This window comes from Terrabacter sp. Soil810 (assembly GCF_001429645.1).
Taxonomy (GTDB): domain Bacteria; phylum Actinomycetota; class Actinomycetes; order Actinomycetales; family Dermatophilaceae; genus Terrabacter.
Genome location: NZ_LMSW01000014.1, coordinates 167,439 through 182,148, shown reverse-complemented (window position 1 = coordinate 182,148; position 14,710 = coordinate 167,439). Strand labels below are relative to the sequence as shown.

Here is a 14,710-nt window from a genome sequence, read left to right as displayed (position 1 = left end):
CGCGCATGTTGGGCGTTTCACGTGAAACGAGCGGCGAAACGCGCGTCGACGCGGCACGCGAGGGCACGGACGATGCTGCCGACGATGTTGCCGACGATGTTGCGGTCACCCCCGCCCCGGGAGGCGCCGGCACCCTCGACACCCCCGACGAGGGTGAGACACCGGCGGGAAGCGTTACCGGCGACCAGGACGGCGTGCTGGCGAGCGAGGTCGTCCTCGGTCAGCCGGATGCCCGCCCGGAGGTCACGCCGGCCGACCCCTCCGACGACGGATCGTCGGACGCCGAGTCCCGCGACACCGCGGGCTGGGCCGGAGAGGCTCCCGGCGTGCAGCCCGACCCGATCGAGTCCGCCCACCAGCCGTCCATGGAGGCCGAGGCCTCCGCCCCACAGGAGCGGATGCCCGCATCCGACGAGGCTGGGCCCGACGATGCAGTCGACGCCGAGAGGGCCGTCGGTGACGCCGATCCGGAGGTCGTCGAGACCGGCGTGCAGGGGTCGGGCCTCGCCACGTCCGTCGACGACCCGGGCTCCGGCCTGCCGGTCGACCCGACCCATGAGGGTGACTCGGAGGCGCCCGGAGACGCCCAGGGTGTGGCTTCCGCACCTGTGGACAACACGGTGGACGACTCTCCCGAAAAGGCCTCTGTTGAACAGGAAATGATGGCGAACGAGGCTGGGGACAACGCTGTGGACGAAGCCCGCCGCGCCTCCGATCTCCGGGCCGACCATGCGGATCGGGAGGCCCTGGCAGCGGCCATCCCGACCGCCGGACAGGACACGCCTCTCGCGATGGAGCTGGCCGAGAACGCACGCCGGCGCATCCAGCTGACCGGCCGCCCCTTCCCGAAGCCGGTGGCTCCTCGGGTCCTCACCGTGGCAAACCAGAAGGGTGGTGTCGGCAAGACGACGACGACGGTCAACGTCGCCGCAGCGCTCGCGCAGTCCGGGCTCAAGGCCCTCGTCATCGACCTCGACCCCCAGGGAAACGCCAGTACGGCCCTCGGGATCGACCACCACGCCGAGGTGCCGTCCATCTACGACGTGCTCGTCGACGGCACCCCGCTGCTCGACGTCGTGCAGCGGTGCACCACCGTGGAGAACCTCTACTGCGCGCCGGCCACGATCGACCTCGCCGGTGCAGAGATCGAGCTGGTCTCCCTGGTGGCTCGTGAGTCGCGCCTGCAGAAGGCGATCGCGGCCGCGGGGGAGTCCGGGCACGAGTTCGACTACATCCTCATCGACTGCCCGCCCAGCCTCGGCCTGCTCACCGTGAACGCGATGGTGGCCGCCAGCGAGGTGTTCATCCCGATCCAGTGCGAGTACTACGCCCTCGAGGGCCTGTCGCAGCTGCTGAAGAACATCGACCTCGTCAGGCGTCACCTCAACCCGACGCTCCACGTCTCCACGATCCTGCTGACGATGTACGACGGTCGGACCCGGCTCTCGGCACAGGTGGCCGACGAGGTCCGCGAGCACTTCCCGAAGGAGGTGCTTCGCACGACAGTGCCTCGCTCGGTCAGGGTGTCGGAGGCGCCGAGCTTCGGTGAGACGGTCATGACCTACGACCCGGCGAGCAGTGGGGCCCTGGCCTACCTCGAGGCCGCCGGCGAGATCGCCGACCGGGGGGCGGCGGGCCGCACCTGACCGACCGGCCGAACCTGGTCAACGGGACCGTCGCCACGGTGACGGTCCCGTTTCACGTGAAACGCGTGCCGACACGGCTCGACACGGGTGACGTGGCCACGCCCGGTGGACCGGTCGCTCCGCCCGGCGTTTCACGTGAAACGGATCGTCCGGGGATCGGTGCTGCGCACGCGCACGGCACCGCGGGACAGGGCTTCTGCGCGGGCAGCAGCGACGCCTCAGCTGGGCAGCCACCGGGGCTCGAGCGCTCCGTGGACCAGGCGAGCGCCGTGTTCCACGTGAACGGCGTCGAGCAGGCATGAACACGCCTGCGTTTCACGTGAAACGGGGCGAGAGGGCGCTTCGGTCCGAAGCCCGACATGGCCCGAGGTGCAGGGGCGGACCGGCCCCGACCACCTAGACTGGCCGACGGACGCGATGGCCGCGTCGGCGATGTGAGGGGTTGGCGAATGGCGGAGAAGCGTCGAGCACTGGGTCGAGGCCTCGGGGCGCTCATCCCGAGCGCACCGAGCGGAGGCGCAGGGCGGCCCGTCGACGTCTTCTTCACCGAGCAGAAGCAGGCCGAGCCCGTGGCGGCGGATTCCGCCGACTCCGCGGTCCGCGACGAACCAGCATCGCCGACGTCCTCGGCCCCGGCCTCCGACGGCTCGACCCCTCCCACGACCGCATCCGACGGCGCTGACCCGTCGCTCACCACGAGCAGCGGGCTGGCGATGGTCCCCGGCGCTGAGTTCGCCGAGCTCGACATCGACTCGATCCGGCCGAACCCGAAGCAGCCGCGCACGGTCTTCGACGAGGACCACATGGGCGAGCTCGTGCACTCGATCCGGGAGATCGGCGTGCTGCAACCCATCGTCGTGCGGCGGATCCCTGCCGACCAGCTCGCCGAGGCGGAGGGGAAGATCTTCGAGCTCATCATGGGCGAACGTCGATGGCGCGCCTCCCAGGCCGCGGATCTCGGCGTCATCCCCGCGATCATCAAGGACACCAGCGACGACGACCTGCTGCGTGATGCCCTGCTCGAGAACCTGCACCGCAGCCAGCTCAACCCGCTCGAGGAGGCGGCGGCCTACCAGCAGCTGCTCGACGACTTCGGCTGCTCCCACGAGCAGCTGGCCACGCGCATCGGCCGGTCGCGACCCCAGATCTCCAACACGCTGCGTCTGCTGAAGCTGCCCCCGCTCGTGCAGCGACGCGTGGCCGCCGGCGTGCTGAGTGCCGGACACGCCCGCGCCCTGCTCGGCATGGCCGACGGCGCCGCCATGGAGCGCATGGCTCAGCGCATCGTCGCCGAGGGGCTGTCCGTGCGCAACGTCGAGGAGCTCGTCGCTCTGGGCGAGGGCAATGACGCCCCCAAGGCCCGGCGGCCGCGGGCCGGTAGCCGACACCCGCAGCTCGACAGCTTCACGTCCGGGCTCTCGGACCACCTCGAGACCCGAGTCGCCATCGCCCTGGGCCAGCGCAAGGGCAAGATCACCGTCGAGTTCGCCTCGATGGAGGACCTCCGCCGGATCCTGGGTCTGATGGGGATGTCGTCCCCGTCGCAGGACTGACGGCACGTCGTCTCGCCGTCGCCCGTTCTCAGAGCCAGGCTGGAGGCCGGGGGATCCGCACCACGGTGAGCCCGTCGACGCGCAGGACGTCGGCGTGGGGATCTTCCCGCACCGCCCGGGCGATGTCCGCGCACTCGGCAGGAGCGCACCACCGCGGATAGAGGCCCTGCTGGTCGTAGAGCATCGAGCGCACCGTGACCGCCGTCATGGATCCTTGGGCGGTCGCCTTCCAGCGCGGCTCCATCCACATGACGACCACATCGTCAGGATGCTGGCCCACGACGGATGCCGTGTCGCTGACGATGGCGTCGTACTGTTCGCGCGTCGCCCGGTGCTCGCCCAGATCGGCGCGCCATGACGTCACGCCGACCAGGGCGATGACAGCCAGACCCACGACACCGGCGATGCGTGATGGACGAATCCCGTTGAGCAGCAAGGCAGCCGGTAGACACACCGCAGGCCAGGCCCAGAGGGAGGCGCGGGTGCCGGTCACGACTCCGGAGTAGACCGTCAGGGCGGCCTCCAGCGCCACCACGACGACGACGGCGCCCAGCACGATGAAGGCGGACCTTCGCGTCGACGAGTCGACGAGCGCCCAGACGAGAGTGACGACAGCGACCACCGCGGCCCAGCCGAGCAGCCCCAGCAGCGACGCGAACTGCGTGCCGTAGCGCGCGAGGTTCGTCGTGAGGTCGTCGAGGCTCTCGAGCGGGTTGGGGCGACGCCAGGTCGAGATGGTCAGGCCGAAGGTACCGAACGCGAGCCAGTTGAACGCGTAGACGGTGAGGACACCGATGCCATAGGCGCCGACGAAGCCGGCCGCGCCGACCAGGAGGCGTCGTGTCGACTGGCCGAGCTCGGTGACGACGAACGCGAGGAAGACGAGGGCGGCCACGGGCGGGTAGGACAGGATCGACAGGACGACGAAGAGCAGCAGCCAGGCCGCCAGGAAGCGTCGCCGAAGGCGCGCCAGAGGAAGCGTCCAGACCGCGGTGGCGGCGACGATCATCGACGCCGAGAGGGTGCCGGGCCAGTAGACGAGGCGGACCCAGATCGCCGAGACGAACAGGGCGAACGTCAGCACGAACGTCGAGAGACGGTTCGGGGGAGCGAGGGCGCGGACGAAGCCCCACACGAAGGCGGAGTACGCCACGACGAAGATGGTGGATGCCACGACGATGGACGTGCGCTGGCCGATGACGTACCAGTAGACCGTGTTGAGCCAACGCCCCTCGTAGAGGTTGCGGCTGAACTGTGCCGCGGACCCGGGCTCGTGGCGGCCCAGGGTGAATGCCCAGTCGTCGTGTCTGATGAAGGGATGGGCCACCTGCAGCACGGCACCCGTCACGACGAGCGCGAGGACCAGTGCGCCGGGCACCACGAGCCACTCGGGCCACGCGCGGCGAGCACTCCACGGCGTCCGCTGGCTCACCGTCGGCTCCGCCGTGGCGTGGGCGGTGTTGCTCATGCGGCTCCCCTGGGTCCGGTTGGGGTCTGCCAAACCTTGGCGGTCCGCGACTCTGCTCTGCGACCACGGTAGCCCCCGGACCTCCACGGAACCGGGCACGTCGCTGACAGGACCCGGTGCGTCGCGCATCGGGTACGTCCTGCAGGATCGAGGCACAGTTGGCAGAGGGAGGACGAGGATGCCCGAGGGCCATACCATCCACGCGCTCGCAGATCGCCTCGACCGCGCCTTCCGCGGCCGTGAGATCACGGCCACGAGCCCGCAGGGACGCTTTGCGGCCGACGCGGAGCGTCTCGACGGACGCGTGTTCGAGCGGGCCCAGGCGTGGGGCAAGCACCTCTTCGCCGACATCGGTGACGCCACGCTGCACGTCCACCTCGGTCTGATCGGGATGTTTCCCGTGAAACATCTCGACGGCGACCATCCACCCGCTCCCGTGGGCGCCGTCCGGCTGCGACTCGTGGGTCCCGACCACTGGGCCGACCTGCGCGGGCCGATGATCTGCACGCTCGTGGACCGGGCCCGCCAGCGCGAGATCGTCGCGACGTTGGGCCCCGACCCGCTGCGCCGGGGTGCACGTCCCGAACCCGGGTGGGCGCGGGTGCAGGGGAGCCGACGCACGGTGGCGGAGCTGCTCATGGACCAGTCGGTCGTCGCCGGCGTCGGCAACGTCTACCGCTGCGAGGTGCTGCATCGCCTGGCTGTCGACCCGCTCACTCGTGGCGTCGACCTGTCAGACCAGGTCTGGCGCGAGATCTGGGACGACCTCGTGCTCCTCATGCCCCTCGGGCGCAGCTTCTCCCAGATCATCACCATGCCCGACCAGGTCGAGGACGCTGCCCGTGTGAAGCGCTCCGGGCGGGCGCGAGCGATCAGCCGACGCCTGACCGGTGAGCGGCTCGGCGACACGTTCGAGCGACGGTTCCTCGTCTACAAACGCACGGGTAAGCCGTGTCCGAGATGCTCAAATCCCTTGCAGGAGAAGGAGATTGCTGGACGGCGGCTCTACTGGTGCCCGGCCTGCCAGCTGCGGCACTGAGGGTCGGGTCGAGCAGCAGACCGTCACCACCCGGTGAACGGCGCGCGGGTCCGCACGGGAATCTCGACGTAGTCGTGGCACCCGAGGATGGGCAGCACCAGTCGGGGCGGCTGTGGCATCCGGGAGTGACCCTCGTCCTCCGGGAGGTCGACGGGCGCGCCGAGGGTCAACAGCTCGTCACGCAGGTGCATCCGCCCGCCACCGGCGGCACGGAGGTTGGCCAGCCAGTCGACACCCCGACCGTAGGTCAGGGCGACGGTCACGGCATCGCCTCCGTCGAACGCCATGATCGGTACCCGGAAAGTGCGTCCGGAGCGACGTCCGACGTGCTCGAGCTCGACGAACCAGCCGAGCCCCGCGAGGTGCACCAGGGCTCGGTTCAGGTACTTCTTGTTCAGCTGGGTGACGGCACGGGGAATCGGCATCGGGACCTCCGGCACCCAGCCTCGCACCCGAGCCGTCCACCGGCACCCCGGAGCACCCAGAACGCCCGGCTCGCTCCCGAACGCACCCGAGGACGACCCTGGCGACACCAGTGCCCGCCTAGGCTGGCGCCATGGCCCTCAGCGGATCACGGCCGGCGCCGACCCACGTGCTCGCCCACCTCTCCGACACGCACCTCATCGCGGGAGGCGGCCTGCTCGCCGGTCACATCGACACGGAGGCGCAGCTGCGCCGGGCCCTGGCACGGTTGGAGTCGTCGGGGGAGCGGTTCGACGCCCTCGTCATCTCGGGCGACCTCGCCGACAGCGGGGACCCCGCGGCCTATGCCCTGCTGCGGGAGGTCGTCGAGCCCGTCGTCGTGCGGCTCGGGTGCGCGCTCGTCCTGACCGGCGGCAACCACGACGAGCGCCTGCCGATGGCACGGATGCTCTACGGCGTGGACACGGATGCGCCTCAGGACACGGTCACCGACGTGAACGGCCTGCGCGTCATCGCGATCGACTCCGCGGTGCCGGGCTACCATCACGGCGGGTTCTCGGATGACCAGTACGACTGGCTCGCAAAGGAACTCGCCACTCCAGCCGAGCACGGAACGATCCTCGTGATCCACCACGCGCCCATCACCTACCGCTCACCGGTCATGCAGCTGCTCGACTTCGACGACGTCGACCGGTTGCGCGTCGTCGTCGAGGGCAGCGACGTGCGGGCCGTCCTCAGCGGCCATCTCCACGTGACGAGCTTCGGCACGCTCGGGACGGTCCCGGTCCTCGTCGCCGGCGGCGTCAGCTACGTCGACGACGTCGGGGCGCCACGTGAGCTGCTCATGGGCGTCGACGGACCCCAGTCGTGGAACCTCGTCGAGGTGCACGTCGACCAGGTCGTGGCCACCGTCGTGCCGATCGAGCAGCACCCGACGTGGCCGGCCCTCTCGGAGGCCGTCATGGAGTACATGGAGACGGTGCCCGAGGACGATCGGCGCGAGGCCTTCTCCCGCAAGCGCACGTGAGGCGGCCGCACACTTCGATATTCGAAGTGTCGAGAACGTCGTTCCCTGATCGACATGATGGTGAAGGTCCGACCCGCGGGCCGCACACCGAGGAGTCAGACATGAGCCAGATCGAGAAGGCCACATCGGCGGATGGCACCACCATCGCCTACGAGTCCTACGGCTCGGGGCCGGTGGCGGTCGTGGTCGGCGGCGCGTTCTGCGACCGAGGGTCCTTCCGCGACCTCGCCGAGGAACTGGGCGGGCTGGGGCTGACCGGAGTGACCTACGACCGACGGGGCCGCGGTGACAGCGGTGACACTCATCCCTACGCCGTCGCCCGTGAGATCGACGACCTCGCCGCCGTCATCGATGCGGCCGGTGAATCCGACGCTCCTGCCTACGCTTTCGGCGTCTCGTCCGGAGGGGCACTCGTCATCGAGGCCATCGCCGCAGGCGCTCCGGTCACCAAGGGCTCAGCGCTCGAGGTGCCCTACCGCAGCGAGGCCTGGCCGGCACCCGACGACTACATCGGCACGCTCGAGCGCTTCGAGGCGGTCGGCGACCGTGAGGGCATCCTGCGCTACTTCAACAACATCGTCGTCGGGATGCCCGAGGAGATGGTCGAGGGCATGCGGGGCACACCGATGTGGGAGCCGCTGCTGGCGCTGACCTACACCGTCAAGTACGACGGGGCCTGCCTGGGCGACGACGACCAGAGCCTGCCCACCGAGACGCTGCGCCGGGTGACGGTGCCCTTCCTCTCGGTCTGCAGCAGCGGCACGCAGATGCCGGTGCTGCACGACTCGGCGCGCGTGCTCGCCGGCGCGCTGCCGAACGCCCGAGCCGTCGAGCTCCCGGGTGACTTCCACCAGGTGCCGGCCCCGGTGCTGGCTCCGGTCCTCGCCGAGTTCTACCGCGCCTGAACCGCTGACGACCCGTTGGGTTCCCTTGAACGACAAGGGAACCCAACGGCATACACAAGGAGTGTCAGCCGGTAAGCATGGCGAGTACGGGGTTGTGCTCGGGTGGCACGACCTCACGCGGCGGACCGGGGGGAGTCCCGTCGCCGAACGGCGAGCCGCCCAGCTCCTCGCGCCCGTGGGGCGTGGCCCAGTTGTCCAGCGCCGGGCCGAGGGGGACGACACCCGTCGGGTTCACGTCGGTGTGCACGACGTAGTAGTGCCGCTTGATGTGGGTGAAGTCGACCGTGTCGCCGAAGCCGGGCGTCTGGAAGAGGTCACGCGCGTAGCCCCACAGCGCCGGCATCTCGATGAGCTTGCTCCGGTTGCACTTGAAGTGGCCGTGGTAGACGGGGTCGAAGCGCACGAGCGTCGTGAAGAGGCGCACGTCGGCCTCGGTGATGTGGTCGCCGACGAGGTAGCGCCGGGTCGACAGGCGCTCCTCGAGCAGGTCGAGGTTGTCCCACAGCCGGCGGTAGGCCTTGTCGTAGGCGTCCTGGGTGCCGGCGAAGCCGCACCGGTAGACACCGTTGTTGACGTAGCGGTAGATCGGCTCGCTCACCGCCTCGATCTCGTCGGCGAGGGCGTCCGGGTAGAGGTCCGGCGCACCCTCCCGGTGGAACTCCCGCCACTCGGTCTCGAGGTCGACGGTGATCTGCTTGAAGTCGTTCGTCACGACGGCACCTGTCGGCACGTCGACGATCGCGGGCACCGTGATGCCACGGGGGTATTCGGGGTCGCGCGTGAGGTAGGCGTCCTGGATGCGAGGGATCTGCAGCACCGGGTCGAGGCCGCCGGGGTCGAGGTCGAAGGTCCAGCTGCGCCGGTCGTGCGTCGGCCCGCAGATCCCCATCGACAGCGCGTCCTCGAGCCCGAGCAGCCGGCGCACGATGATCGCGCGGTTGGCCCAGGGGCACGCCCGCGCGACGACGAGACGGTAGCGGCCCGCCTCGACGGGGAAGCCGTCGCGCCCGTCGGCGGTGATGCGGGTCGTGATGTAGCGCGTGTCGCGCTTGAAGCTCTTCTCGACATAGGTGCCCGGCTCGCTCATGCGCCCACCCTAATTCGGTATGCCGGGTGGCCCGGGGGAGCGCCCGCGGCACCCGAGGTGCCCTCCCCAGCAGACCGTCGCGACCTGGCTCCGACGCGGCGGTTCCCGCACTGATGGTGCTCGCGGGCGGACGGCGGGCCAGAATGGGGAGCATGAGGGCTGCGAGGAGGCACGATGCGTGAGCTCCGGCCCCTCACGCCCGACCGGGTCGGCGACCTCGTCGGCTCGTGTGCGCCGTGCACGTTCTGGCAGACGGTGCCCCGCAACGGGCACTCCGACCCGAGCGAGCCGCTCGTCCTCTTGGCTGAGTGGGTCGAGTCGGTCACTGCCGACTGGGGTCCGCCGGGGCGCATCGCCTACGTCGACGGACAGCCCGCCGGACACGTCGTCGTCGCTCCCGCGCGGCACGTCGCGCGGTTGGCCGCCTTCCCGACCTCACCGTCCGACCCGTCGACGCTCATGCTCGTCACGGCGGTCACGACCCCGGAGTACGCCGGACGGGGACTGCGCAAGGCACTGGTCCAGTCGGCCGCGAAGGACGCCCTGCGCCACCGCGTGCGATCGCTGGAGGCGGTCGCGGCACGTCCGCTCGCGGTCTCGCGGCACGCGTGCGTCCTCGACGTCGGCTTCCTCGAGAAGGTCGGCTTCCGGGTCGAACGCGACCACCCGGCATACCCCCGCCTCCGGATCGACCTGCGCACGGTCGTCACGCTGCGCGACGAGGCAGCGGCAGCGATCGCCCGTGCCCTGGACCGTGTGCCGGGGGTGCGCCCGGTGCCCGAGAGCCACCCCAGCGGCTCGAGCCACGCGCACGTCAGCGACCGCGACTGACCCACTCCGCCGAGGGCACCCGTCCCGAGCACGACGTGCCCACTCGGTCGGTCTCAGCCGACGGTGCGATCGGCCCCCACCTGCTGCGCGCGCATGGTCTCGAGGTGGCGGCGCAGGTCGTCGAGCCGCAGGACGCCGGTGCGGGAGGTGTCGGCCTCGCCGAGGTAGACGCGCTGGAGTGCGACGACGACGGCCTCGGCGACGTGGTCGAGGGTCTGGCCGCTGGCGAGGGCTGTGGCATCGCCCTCGTGGCTGAGGTAGCCGAAGTCGAGCCGCACCGCCGGCATGCGGGTGCGGCGCAGCAGCGGCCACGTGCGGGCGTGCGCGCGGCAGTCGGTCAGACCCGTGCGGGCCACGACCTCGCGCAGGAGCAGGTCGGCGAAGCTCTCGCCGATGACCGACCAGTCGGCATGGGCGGCGTTGTCGGGGTGACCGTAGAAGTACGTCGCGGCCCCGTGGGCCGAGCCCGTGACCGAGTGGTCGGTGTGCAGCGAGAGCACGAGGTCGGCCTCGCAGGAGTTGGCGAAGGCCGCGCGCTCCTCGTCGGTGCCGCCGTCGGTGGCCTCGGTGCGGGTGAAGACGACGCTCACACCGTGGGCGGACAGGCGCCCCTCGATGCGTCGCGCGAGGTCGAGCGCGAGGCGGGCCTCGACGAGACTGCGGTGCCCCCGGGCGCCGGCGTCGCCGCCACCGTGGCCGGGGTCGAGCACGATGGTGCGGCCGCTGAGGCTGTAACCGCTACGACGGATCTGCTCGCGCTCGCGCAGGGCGTTGGCCGACCCGCCGCTGACGGAGCGGCGCAGGCCGGCGAAGGAGCGCATCGTCTCGGGTCCGACGGTGCCGTCGGGGACGAGGCCGACGGCGGCCTGGAAGGCGCGCAGTGCCGTGTCGGTGCTCGGGCCGTGGAGACCGTCGACCTTGCCGGGCGTGAAACCGAGCTCGACGAGGCGGGCCTGCAGGGCCACGACGTCGTCGCCCTCGATGAAGTGCTCGGGGACGTAGCGCAGCACGCGGTCGCCGAGCGCCCAGCGCGCGCCGTCGAGGACGGCATACGTGGAGCGGCCGACGATGCCGTCGACGATGAGTCCGCGCCGCTGCTGGAAGGACTTGACGGCCTGCTCGACCCGCTCGTCGTAGACGGGGTCGCCGAAGCGGTCGCTGTGGCCGGAACCGCCCGGGAGGTCGCCCGACAGGACGAGCCGCTCGCACACGGCGGCCACGGCCGGGCCGGAGTCGCCGCGCCGGAGCACGACTGACTGCTGTGGGGTCATCTCGGCTCCTTTCCTTGGAGGGGCTCCGGAGGGGGTCGCGGTTGGCTGTGCGTCAGTCCGGAGCGGTCGGGCGCCGTCAGCAGCGTAGTACGCGAAAGGGGTGGCACCGTGACGGTGGACCACCCCTTCGACGTCTGCCGGTCAGGCGATGAACTCCTCCAGCTCGCGGAGCAGCTTCGGCTTCGGGTGCGCGCCGACGATCGTCTTGACGACCTCGCCCTTGACGTAGACGTTGAGCGTGGGGATCGAGACGACGCCGTAACGGGCGGCGGTGTCGACGTTCGCGTCGGTGTCGAGCTTGACGACCTCGATCTTGTCGCCGTACTGCTCGTTGATCTCCTCGAGGATCGGAGCGACCTTGCGGCACGGGCCGCACCACGTCGCCCAGAAGTCGACGAGCACGGGCTTGTCGCTCATGAGGACGTCGTCGGCGAAGGTGGCGTCGGTCGTGTTCTTCAGTGCCATGGGGATTCCTTCTCGGTGTACGGCGGGGCTGGGGTGGGCTGGATGGTGGGGCCGCAGGTTTCGAGGCTAGGCGTCGGCGCCGACGGTGGCGCGCTGGTCGGGGATCGCGCCGGAGTCCGTCTCGTCGATGAGGGCGGCCTCCGCGGCGGCCTCGGCGGGCGTCGCGGTGTCCTCGAGGGCGGCGAGGTAGTGCTCGGCGTCGAGGGCGGCGGCGCAGCCGGAGCCGGCGGCGGTGATGGCCTGGCGGTACGTGTGGTCGACGAGGTCGCCACAGGCGAAGACGCCGGGGATGTTGGTGCGGGTGGAGCGGCCGTCGACGAGGACGTAGCCGGCGTCGTCGAGGGCGACGGCCTCGCCCTCGGCGCCGTCGGTGGGCGCGAGGAGCTCGTTGCGGGGGTCGTGGCCGATCGCGACGAAGAGGCCCGTGACGGCCAGCTCGCGGGTGTCTCCGGTGACCGTGTCGCGCAGCGTGATGCCGGAGAGCTTGCCCTCGCCGTGGATCTGCGCGACCTCGGAGTTCCAGGCGAAACGGATCTTGTCGTTGGCGAAGGCGCGGTCGGCCATGATCTTGCTGGCGCGCAGCTCCTCGCGGCGGTGGATGATCGTGACCGTGCGGGCGAACTTCGTCAGGAAGGTCGCCTCCTCGATGGCGGAGTCGCCGCCGCCGACGACGGCGATGTCCTGGTCGCGGAAGAAGAAGCCGTCGCACGTCGCGCACCACGAGACGCCGTGGCCGGAGAGCTCCTTCTCGCGGGGCAGGCCGAGCTCGCGGTAGGCCGAGCCCATCGCGAGGATGACCGAGCGGGCGCGGTGGACGGTGCCCTCGCCGTCGGTGACCGTCTTGACCTCGCCGGTCAGGTCGACGGCGGTGACGTCGTCGGTGACGATCTCGGCGCCGAAGCGCTCGGCCTGGGCGCGCATGCCGTCCATGAGGTCGGGGCCCATGATGCCGTCCTTGAAACCGGGGAAGTTCTCGACCTCGGTCGTGTTCATCAGCGCACCACCGGCGGTGACGGCGCCCTCGAAGACGAGGGGCGCGAGGTTCGCGCGCGCCGCGTAGACGGCCGCGGTGTACCCCGCAGGGCCCGAGCCGATGATGATGACGTTACGGACGTCGGACATGTGGGCTGCTCCTCGTGAAACTCGTGTCGTGGCCGCTCGTCCCCGCGTGGCGACCGGTAGGTGCCGGTGCCGCGGGAGGCCGCGAGCCGCATAGGCCTCAACCGATCCTAGGCGGTTGTTGTTCCCGCGCTCGTCAGCCTGCGAGGCGCTGGGCGCGCGTCCGCATCGCGCGTGGTGCCAGCAGTCTCGTGGGGCTCACGGGACGGGCGTGGCGTCCCGGAGCAGGCCGGGGGCGCCGGTCGTGCAGCTGCGCTCGACGGCCCAGACGGTGCTGGCGCCGGCGCGGGTGACGACGACGACGACTGCAGGGCGTCCGTCGAACGTCGCGAGGTCGGCGGAGACGCCGTCGGGCGCGGGGGCCGCCGCGCTGAGCGCCCCGATCTCCTCGAGGCACGCCTCGAGGCCGATGGGCGTGGCGATGGGACCGATCGCGGGCGACTCCGCTGCGAGGTCGCGGATCGGCTCTCCCGGGCGGTCGAGCAGCTCGCGCGCCTGCCCGGCGAGGTTCGCGGCGGTGTATGCCGTCGTGCTGAGCTGGATGTGGAGGCCGGACGGCGTGGACGGCGGGCTCGACGGCGTCGTGGAGGCCCCGGCGCCGAAGGTGTCGCCGATGACCGCCGCCCCGTTGGGCCGCTTCGTCACGTGCAGGGCCGACGCGCCCACGGCGACGACGGCAGCGGCCGCGGCGACGGCGGCCACGAGGTAGATCGGCTTGGGTCGGTTCGCGCGCGTCGGCAGCGCGAGCACCGAGCCGTGAGACGTGTCGGCCGGGTTGGCCGGATCCGCCGGGTCCGCCGGGTCCGAACCGGCGCGGGAGGCGGCCAGGGGGCCCGGGTCGACGCGCAGCCGGGCCGCCTCGAGCAAGGCGGCGGAGATGCGCTCGGAGACGCCGTCAGGCATCGGGCCAGGGTATGCCGCTCCGGCGAGCAGGGCCCGCACCTGCTGCTCGACGTCCGCGTCGAGGTGGGGCGGGGGGGCGTCATCCTCGATCTCGTGGTCGACGGCCCGGTCGCCGGCCGGCTCGGTCACGTCCCGGTCGTCGGGGTCACGGACGCGAGGGTGGTGCTCGGGGGTGTGCGCGGACTCGTCCACGGATGTGGTCCTTCAGGCAGGGCGTGCGGTGGTCGGACGGGCAGGCAGGGGTATGCCGGTCGCCATGGCTTCGACGGCCCCCTGTGGCCGTCGGGTTCCACCGGATTCAACCATTCTTCGGCGGGGGGGCCGGGACGGTGGCCGCGGGACCCGAGGTGACCCGGGCCCGTCCCACCCGTACCCCGTGACGGCGTGCGCGGACCGCGTCAGTCGTGCTCGACGGGCCGGACACCCGGCGTCAGACCCAGGTGCTGGGCCAGGGCCGCGCGCCCGCGTGCGCACCGCGACTTGATGGTCCCCTCGGCGACGCCGAGGATGACGGCCGCCTCGGCCACCGGCACCGCGTGCATGTCGACGAGCACGAGCGCCGCGCGCTGCCCCTCGGGGAGCTTGGCCAGCGCCTCCTGGATGTCGAGGCGCACTTCGGTGGAGGCGTGGTGGTCGTGGCGGTCGGCGAGCTCGTACTCGGGCAGCTCGGCGGTCGGCTTACGGCGACGCAGCCGGTCGAGGCAGGCGTTGACGATGATGCGGTGCAGCCACGTGGTGACGGCGGCCTCGCCGCGATACGACTCGGCCCGGCGGAAGGCGGCGATGAAGCCGTCCTGCACGCAGTCGGCGGCGAGCTCGGGGTCACGCACGGTGCGCAGCGCGACGGCCCACATCCGGTCCTTGTGCCGTCGGAAGAGCTCGGCAAAGGCATGGTCGTCACCGTCGACGTGCAGTGCCAGCAGCTCCCGGTCGCTCAGATCTGCGACCGGGGCGGCAACCCCCGGGCTCACGG

Annotated in this window: 14 protein-coding genes; 6 read left to right on the top strand and 8 right to left on the bottom strand. The window is 71.3% G+C overall.

The features are described 5' to 3' along the window. The first annotated feature begins 194 nt into the window (after positions 1 to 194). The gene (locus ASG96_RS19180) at positions 195 to 1,646 is read left to right on the top strand and encodes an AAA family ATPase (RefSeq protein ID WP_369813633.1); all 1,452 of its coding nucleotides are present in this window, start codon (positions 195 to 197) and stop codon (positions 1,644 to 1,646) included. Between the two features lie 449 nt (positions 1,647 to 2,095). Then, positions 2,096 to 3,199: a ParB/RepB/Spo0J family partition protein gene (locus ASG96_RS19175; protein WP_057588994.1), complete on the top strand. Its 1,104-nt coding sequence runs from the start codon at positions 2,096 to 2,098 to the stop codon at positions 3,197 to 3,199. A gap of 28 nt (positions 3,200 to 3,227) precedes the next feature. Here the strand turns inward: ASG96_RS19175 and ASG96_RS19170 are convergent, their stop codons facing one another. Continuing rightward, positions 3,228 to 4,667, bottom strand: coding sequence for a hypothetical protein (locus tag ASG96_RS19170; RefSeq protein ID WP_057588993.1), 1,440 nt, complete (start codon positions 4,665 to 4,667; stop codon positions 3,228 to 3,230). A 178-nt stretch (positions 4,668 to 4,845) separates the two neighbouring features. On the opposite strand from ASG96_RS19170, the gene ASG96_RS19165 reads away from it, so the two are divergent. Further along, entirely contained in the window at positions 4,846 to 5,706 is an 861-nt protein-coding gene (locus ASG96_RS19165) for an Fpg/Nei family DNA glycosylase (RefSeq protein ID WP_057588992.1), read from the top strand. Between the two features lie 23 nt (positions 5,707 to 5,729). Here ASG96_RS19165 and ASG96_RS19160 read toward each other — a convergent pair whose 3' ends face one another. Beyond that, positions 5,730 to 6,131 (bottom strand): nitroreductase family deazaflavin-dependent oxidoreductase, encoded by a 402-nt coding sequence (locus ASG96_RS19160; protein WP_057589223.1) that lies wholly within the window; start codon positions 6,129 to 6,131, stop codon positions 5,730 to 5,732. 131 nt (positions 6,132 to 6,262) lie between these two features. On the opposite strand from ASG96_RS19160, the gene ASG96_RS19155 reads away from it, so the two are divergent. Together ASG96_RS19155 and ASG96_RS19150 are read left to right on the top strand one after the other, a co-directional pair. Continuing rightward, positions 6,263 to 7,156 (top strand): metallophosphoesterase, encoded by an 894-nt coding sequence (locus ASG96_RS19155; RefSeq protein ID WP_057588991.1) that lies wholly within the window; start codon positions 6,263 to 6,265, stop codon positions 7,154 to 7,156. A gap of 101 nt (positions 7,157 to 7,257) precedes the next feature. After that, positions 7,258 to 8,061 (top strand): alpha/beta fold hydrolase, encoded by an 804-nt coding sequence (locus tag ASG96_RS19150; RefSeq protein ID WP_057588990.1) that lies wholly within the window; start codon positions 7,258 to 7,260, stop codon positions 8,059 to 8,061. 64 nt (positions 8,062 to 8,125) lie between these two features. Here the strand turns inward: ASG96_RS19150 and ASG96_RS19145 are convergent, their stop codons facing one another. After that, the gene (locus ASG96_RS19145) at positions 8,126 to 9,148 is read right to left on the bottom strand and encodes a glutathione S-transferase family protein (protein WP_057588989.1); all 1,023 of its coding nucleotides are present in this window, start codon (positions 9,146 to 9,148) and stop codon (positions 8,126 to 8,128) included. A 174-nt stretch (positions 9,149 to 9,322) separates the two neighbouring features. Between ASG96_RS19145 and ASG96_RS19140 the strand changes: the two genes are divergently transcribed. Continuing rightward, a complete protein-coding gene (locus ASG96_RS19140) occupies positions 9,323 to 9,979 on the top strand; it encodes a GNAT family N-acetyltransferase (protein WP_057588988.1) in 657 nt (218 codons plus the stop codon). Positions 9,980 to 10,032: 53 nt separating this feature from the next. Here ASG96_RS19140 and ASG96_RS19135 read toward each other — a convergent pair whose 3' ends face one another. From ASG96_RS19135 to sigM, 5 genes are all read right to left on the bottom strand, one after another. Continuing rightward, positions 10,033 to 11,250 (bottom strand): N-acetylmuramoyl-L-alanine amidase, encoded by a 1,218-nt coding sequence (locus ASG96_RS19135; RefSeq protein ID WP_057588987.1) that lies wholly within the window; start codon positions 11,248 to 11,250, stop codon positions 10,033 to 10,035. A gap of 141 nt (positions 11,251 to 11,391) precedes the next feature. Further along, positions 11,392 to 11,721, bottom strand: a complete 330-nt coding sequence (trxA, locus tag ASG96_RS19130) for a thioredoxin (protein ID WP_026865341.1) — start codon at positions 11,719 to 11,721, stop codon at positions 11,392 to 11,394. A 60-nt stretch (positions 11,722 to 11,781) separates the two neighbouring features. After that, the gene (gene trxB / locus ASG96_RS19125; RefSeq protein WP_057588986.1) at positions 11,782 to 12,837 is read right to left on the bottom strand and encodes a thioredoxin-disulfide reductase; all 1,056 of its coding nucleotides are present in this window, start codon (positions 12,835 to 12,837) and stop codon (positions 11,782 to 11,784) included. Between the two features lie 195 nt (positions 12,838 to 13,032). Then, positions 13,033 to 13,929 (bottom strand): hypothetical protein, encoded by an 897-nt coding sequence (locus ASG96_RS19120; RefSeq protein ID WP_057588985.1) that lies wholly within the window; start codon positions 13,927 to 13,929, stop codon positions 13,033 to 13,035. 206 nt (positions 13,930 to 14,135) lie between these two features. Then, positions 14,136 to 14,708, bottom strand: coding sequence for an RNA polymerase sigma factor SigM (gene sigM, locus ASG96_RS19115; protein WP_056750216.1), 573 nt, complete (start codon positions 14,706 to 14,708; stop codon positions 14,136 to 14,138). Positions 14,709 to 14,710 lie beyond the last annotated feature (2 nt).

Coding starts and splice junctions, on each gene's coding strand:
- ASG96_RS19150 (WP_057588990.1), top strand. CDS start 7,258: ATGAGCCAGATCGAGAAGGCCACATCGGCGGATGGCACCACCATCGCC.
- ASG96_RS19145 (WP_057588989.1), bottom strand. CDS start 9,148: ATGAGCGAGCCGGGCACCTATGTCGAGAAGAGCTTCAAGCGCGACACG.
- ASG96_RS19160 (WP_057589223.1), bottom strand. CDS start 6,131: ATGCCGATTCCCCGTGCCGTCACCCAGCTGAACAAGAAGTACCTGAAC.
- ASG96_RS19170 (WP_057588993.1), bottom strand. CDS start 4,667: ATGAGCAACACCGCCCACGCCACGGCGGAGCCGACGGTGAGCCAGCGG.
- ASG96_RS19155 (WP_057588991.1), top strand. CDS start 6,263: ATGGCCCTCAGCGGATCACGGCCGGCGCCGACCCACGTGCTCGCCCAC.
- ASG96_RS19175 (WP_057588994.1), top strand. CDS start 2,096: ATGGCGGAGAAGCGTCGAGCACTGGGTCGAGGCCTCGGGGCGCTCATC.
- ASG96_RS19165 (WP_057588992.1), top strand. CDS start 4,846: ATGCCCGAGGGCCATACCATCCACGCGCTCGCAGATCGCCTCGACCGC.
- trxB (WP_057588986.1), bottom strand. CDS start 12,837: ATGTCCGACGTCCGTAACGTCATCATCATCGGCTCGGGCCCTGCGGGG.
- ASG96_RS19135 (WP_057588987.1), bottom strand. CDS start 11,250: ATGACCCCACAGCAGTCAGTCGTGCTCCGGCGCGGCGACTCCGGCCCG.
- ASG96_RS19140 (WP_057588988.1), top strand. CDS start 9,323: ATGCGTGAGCTCCGGCCCCTCACGCCCGACCGGGTCGGCGACCTCGTC.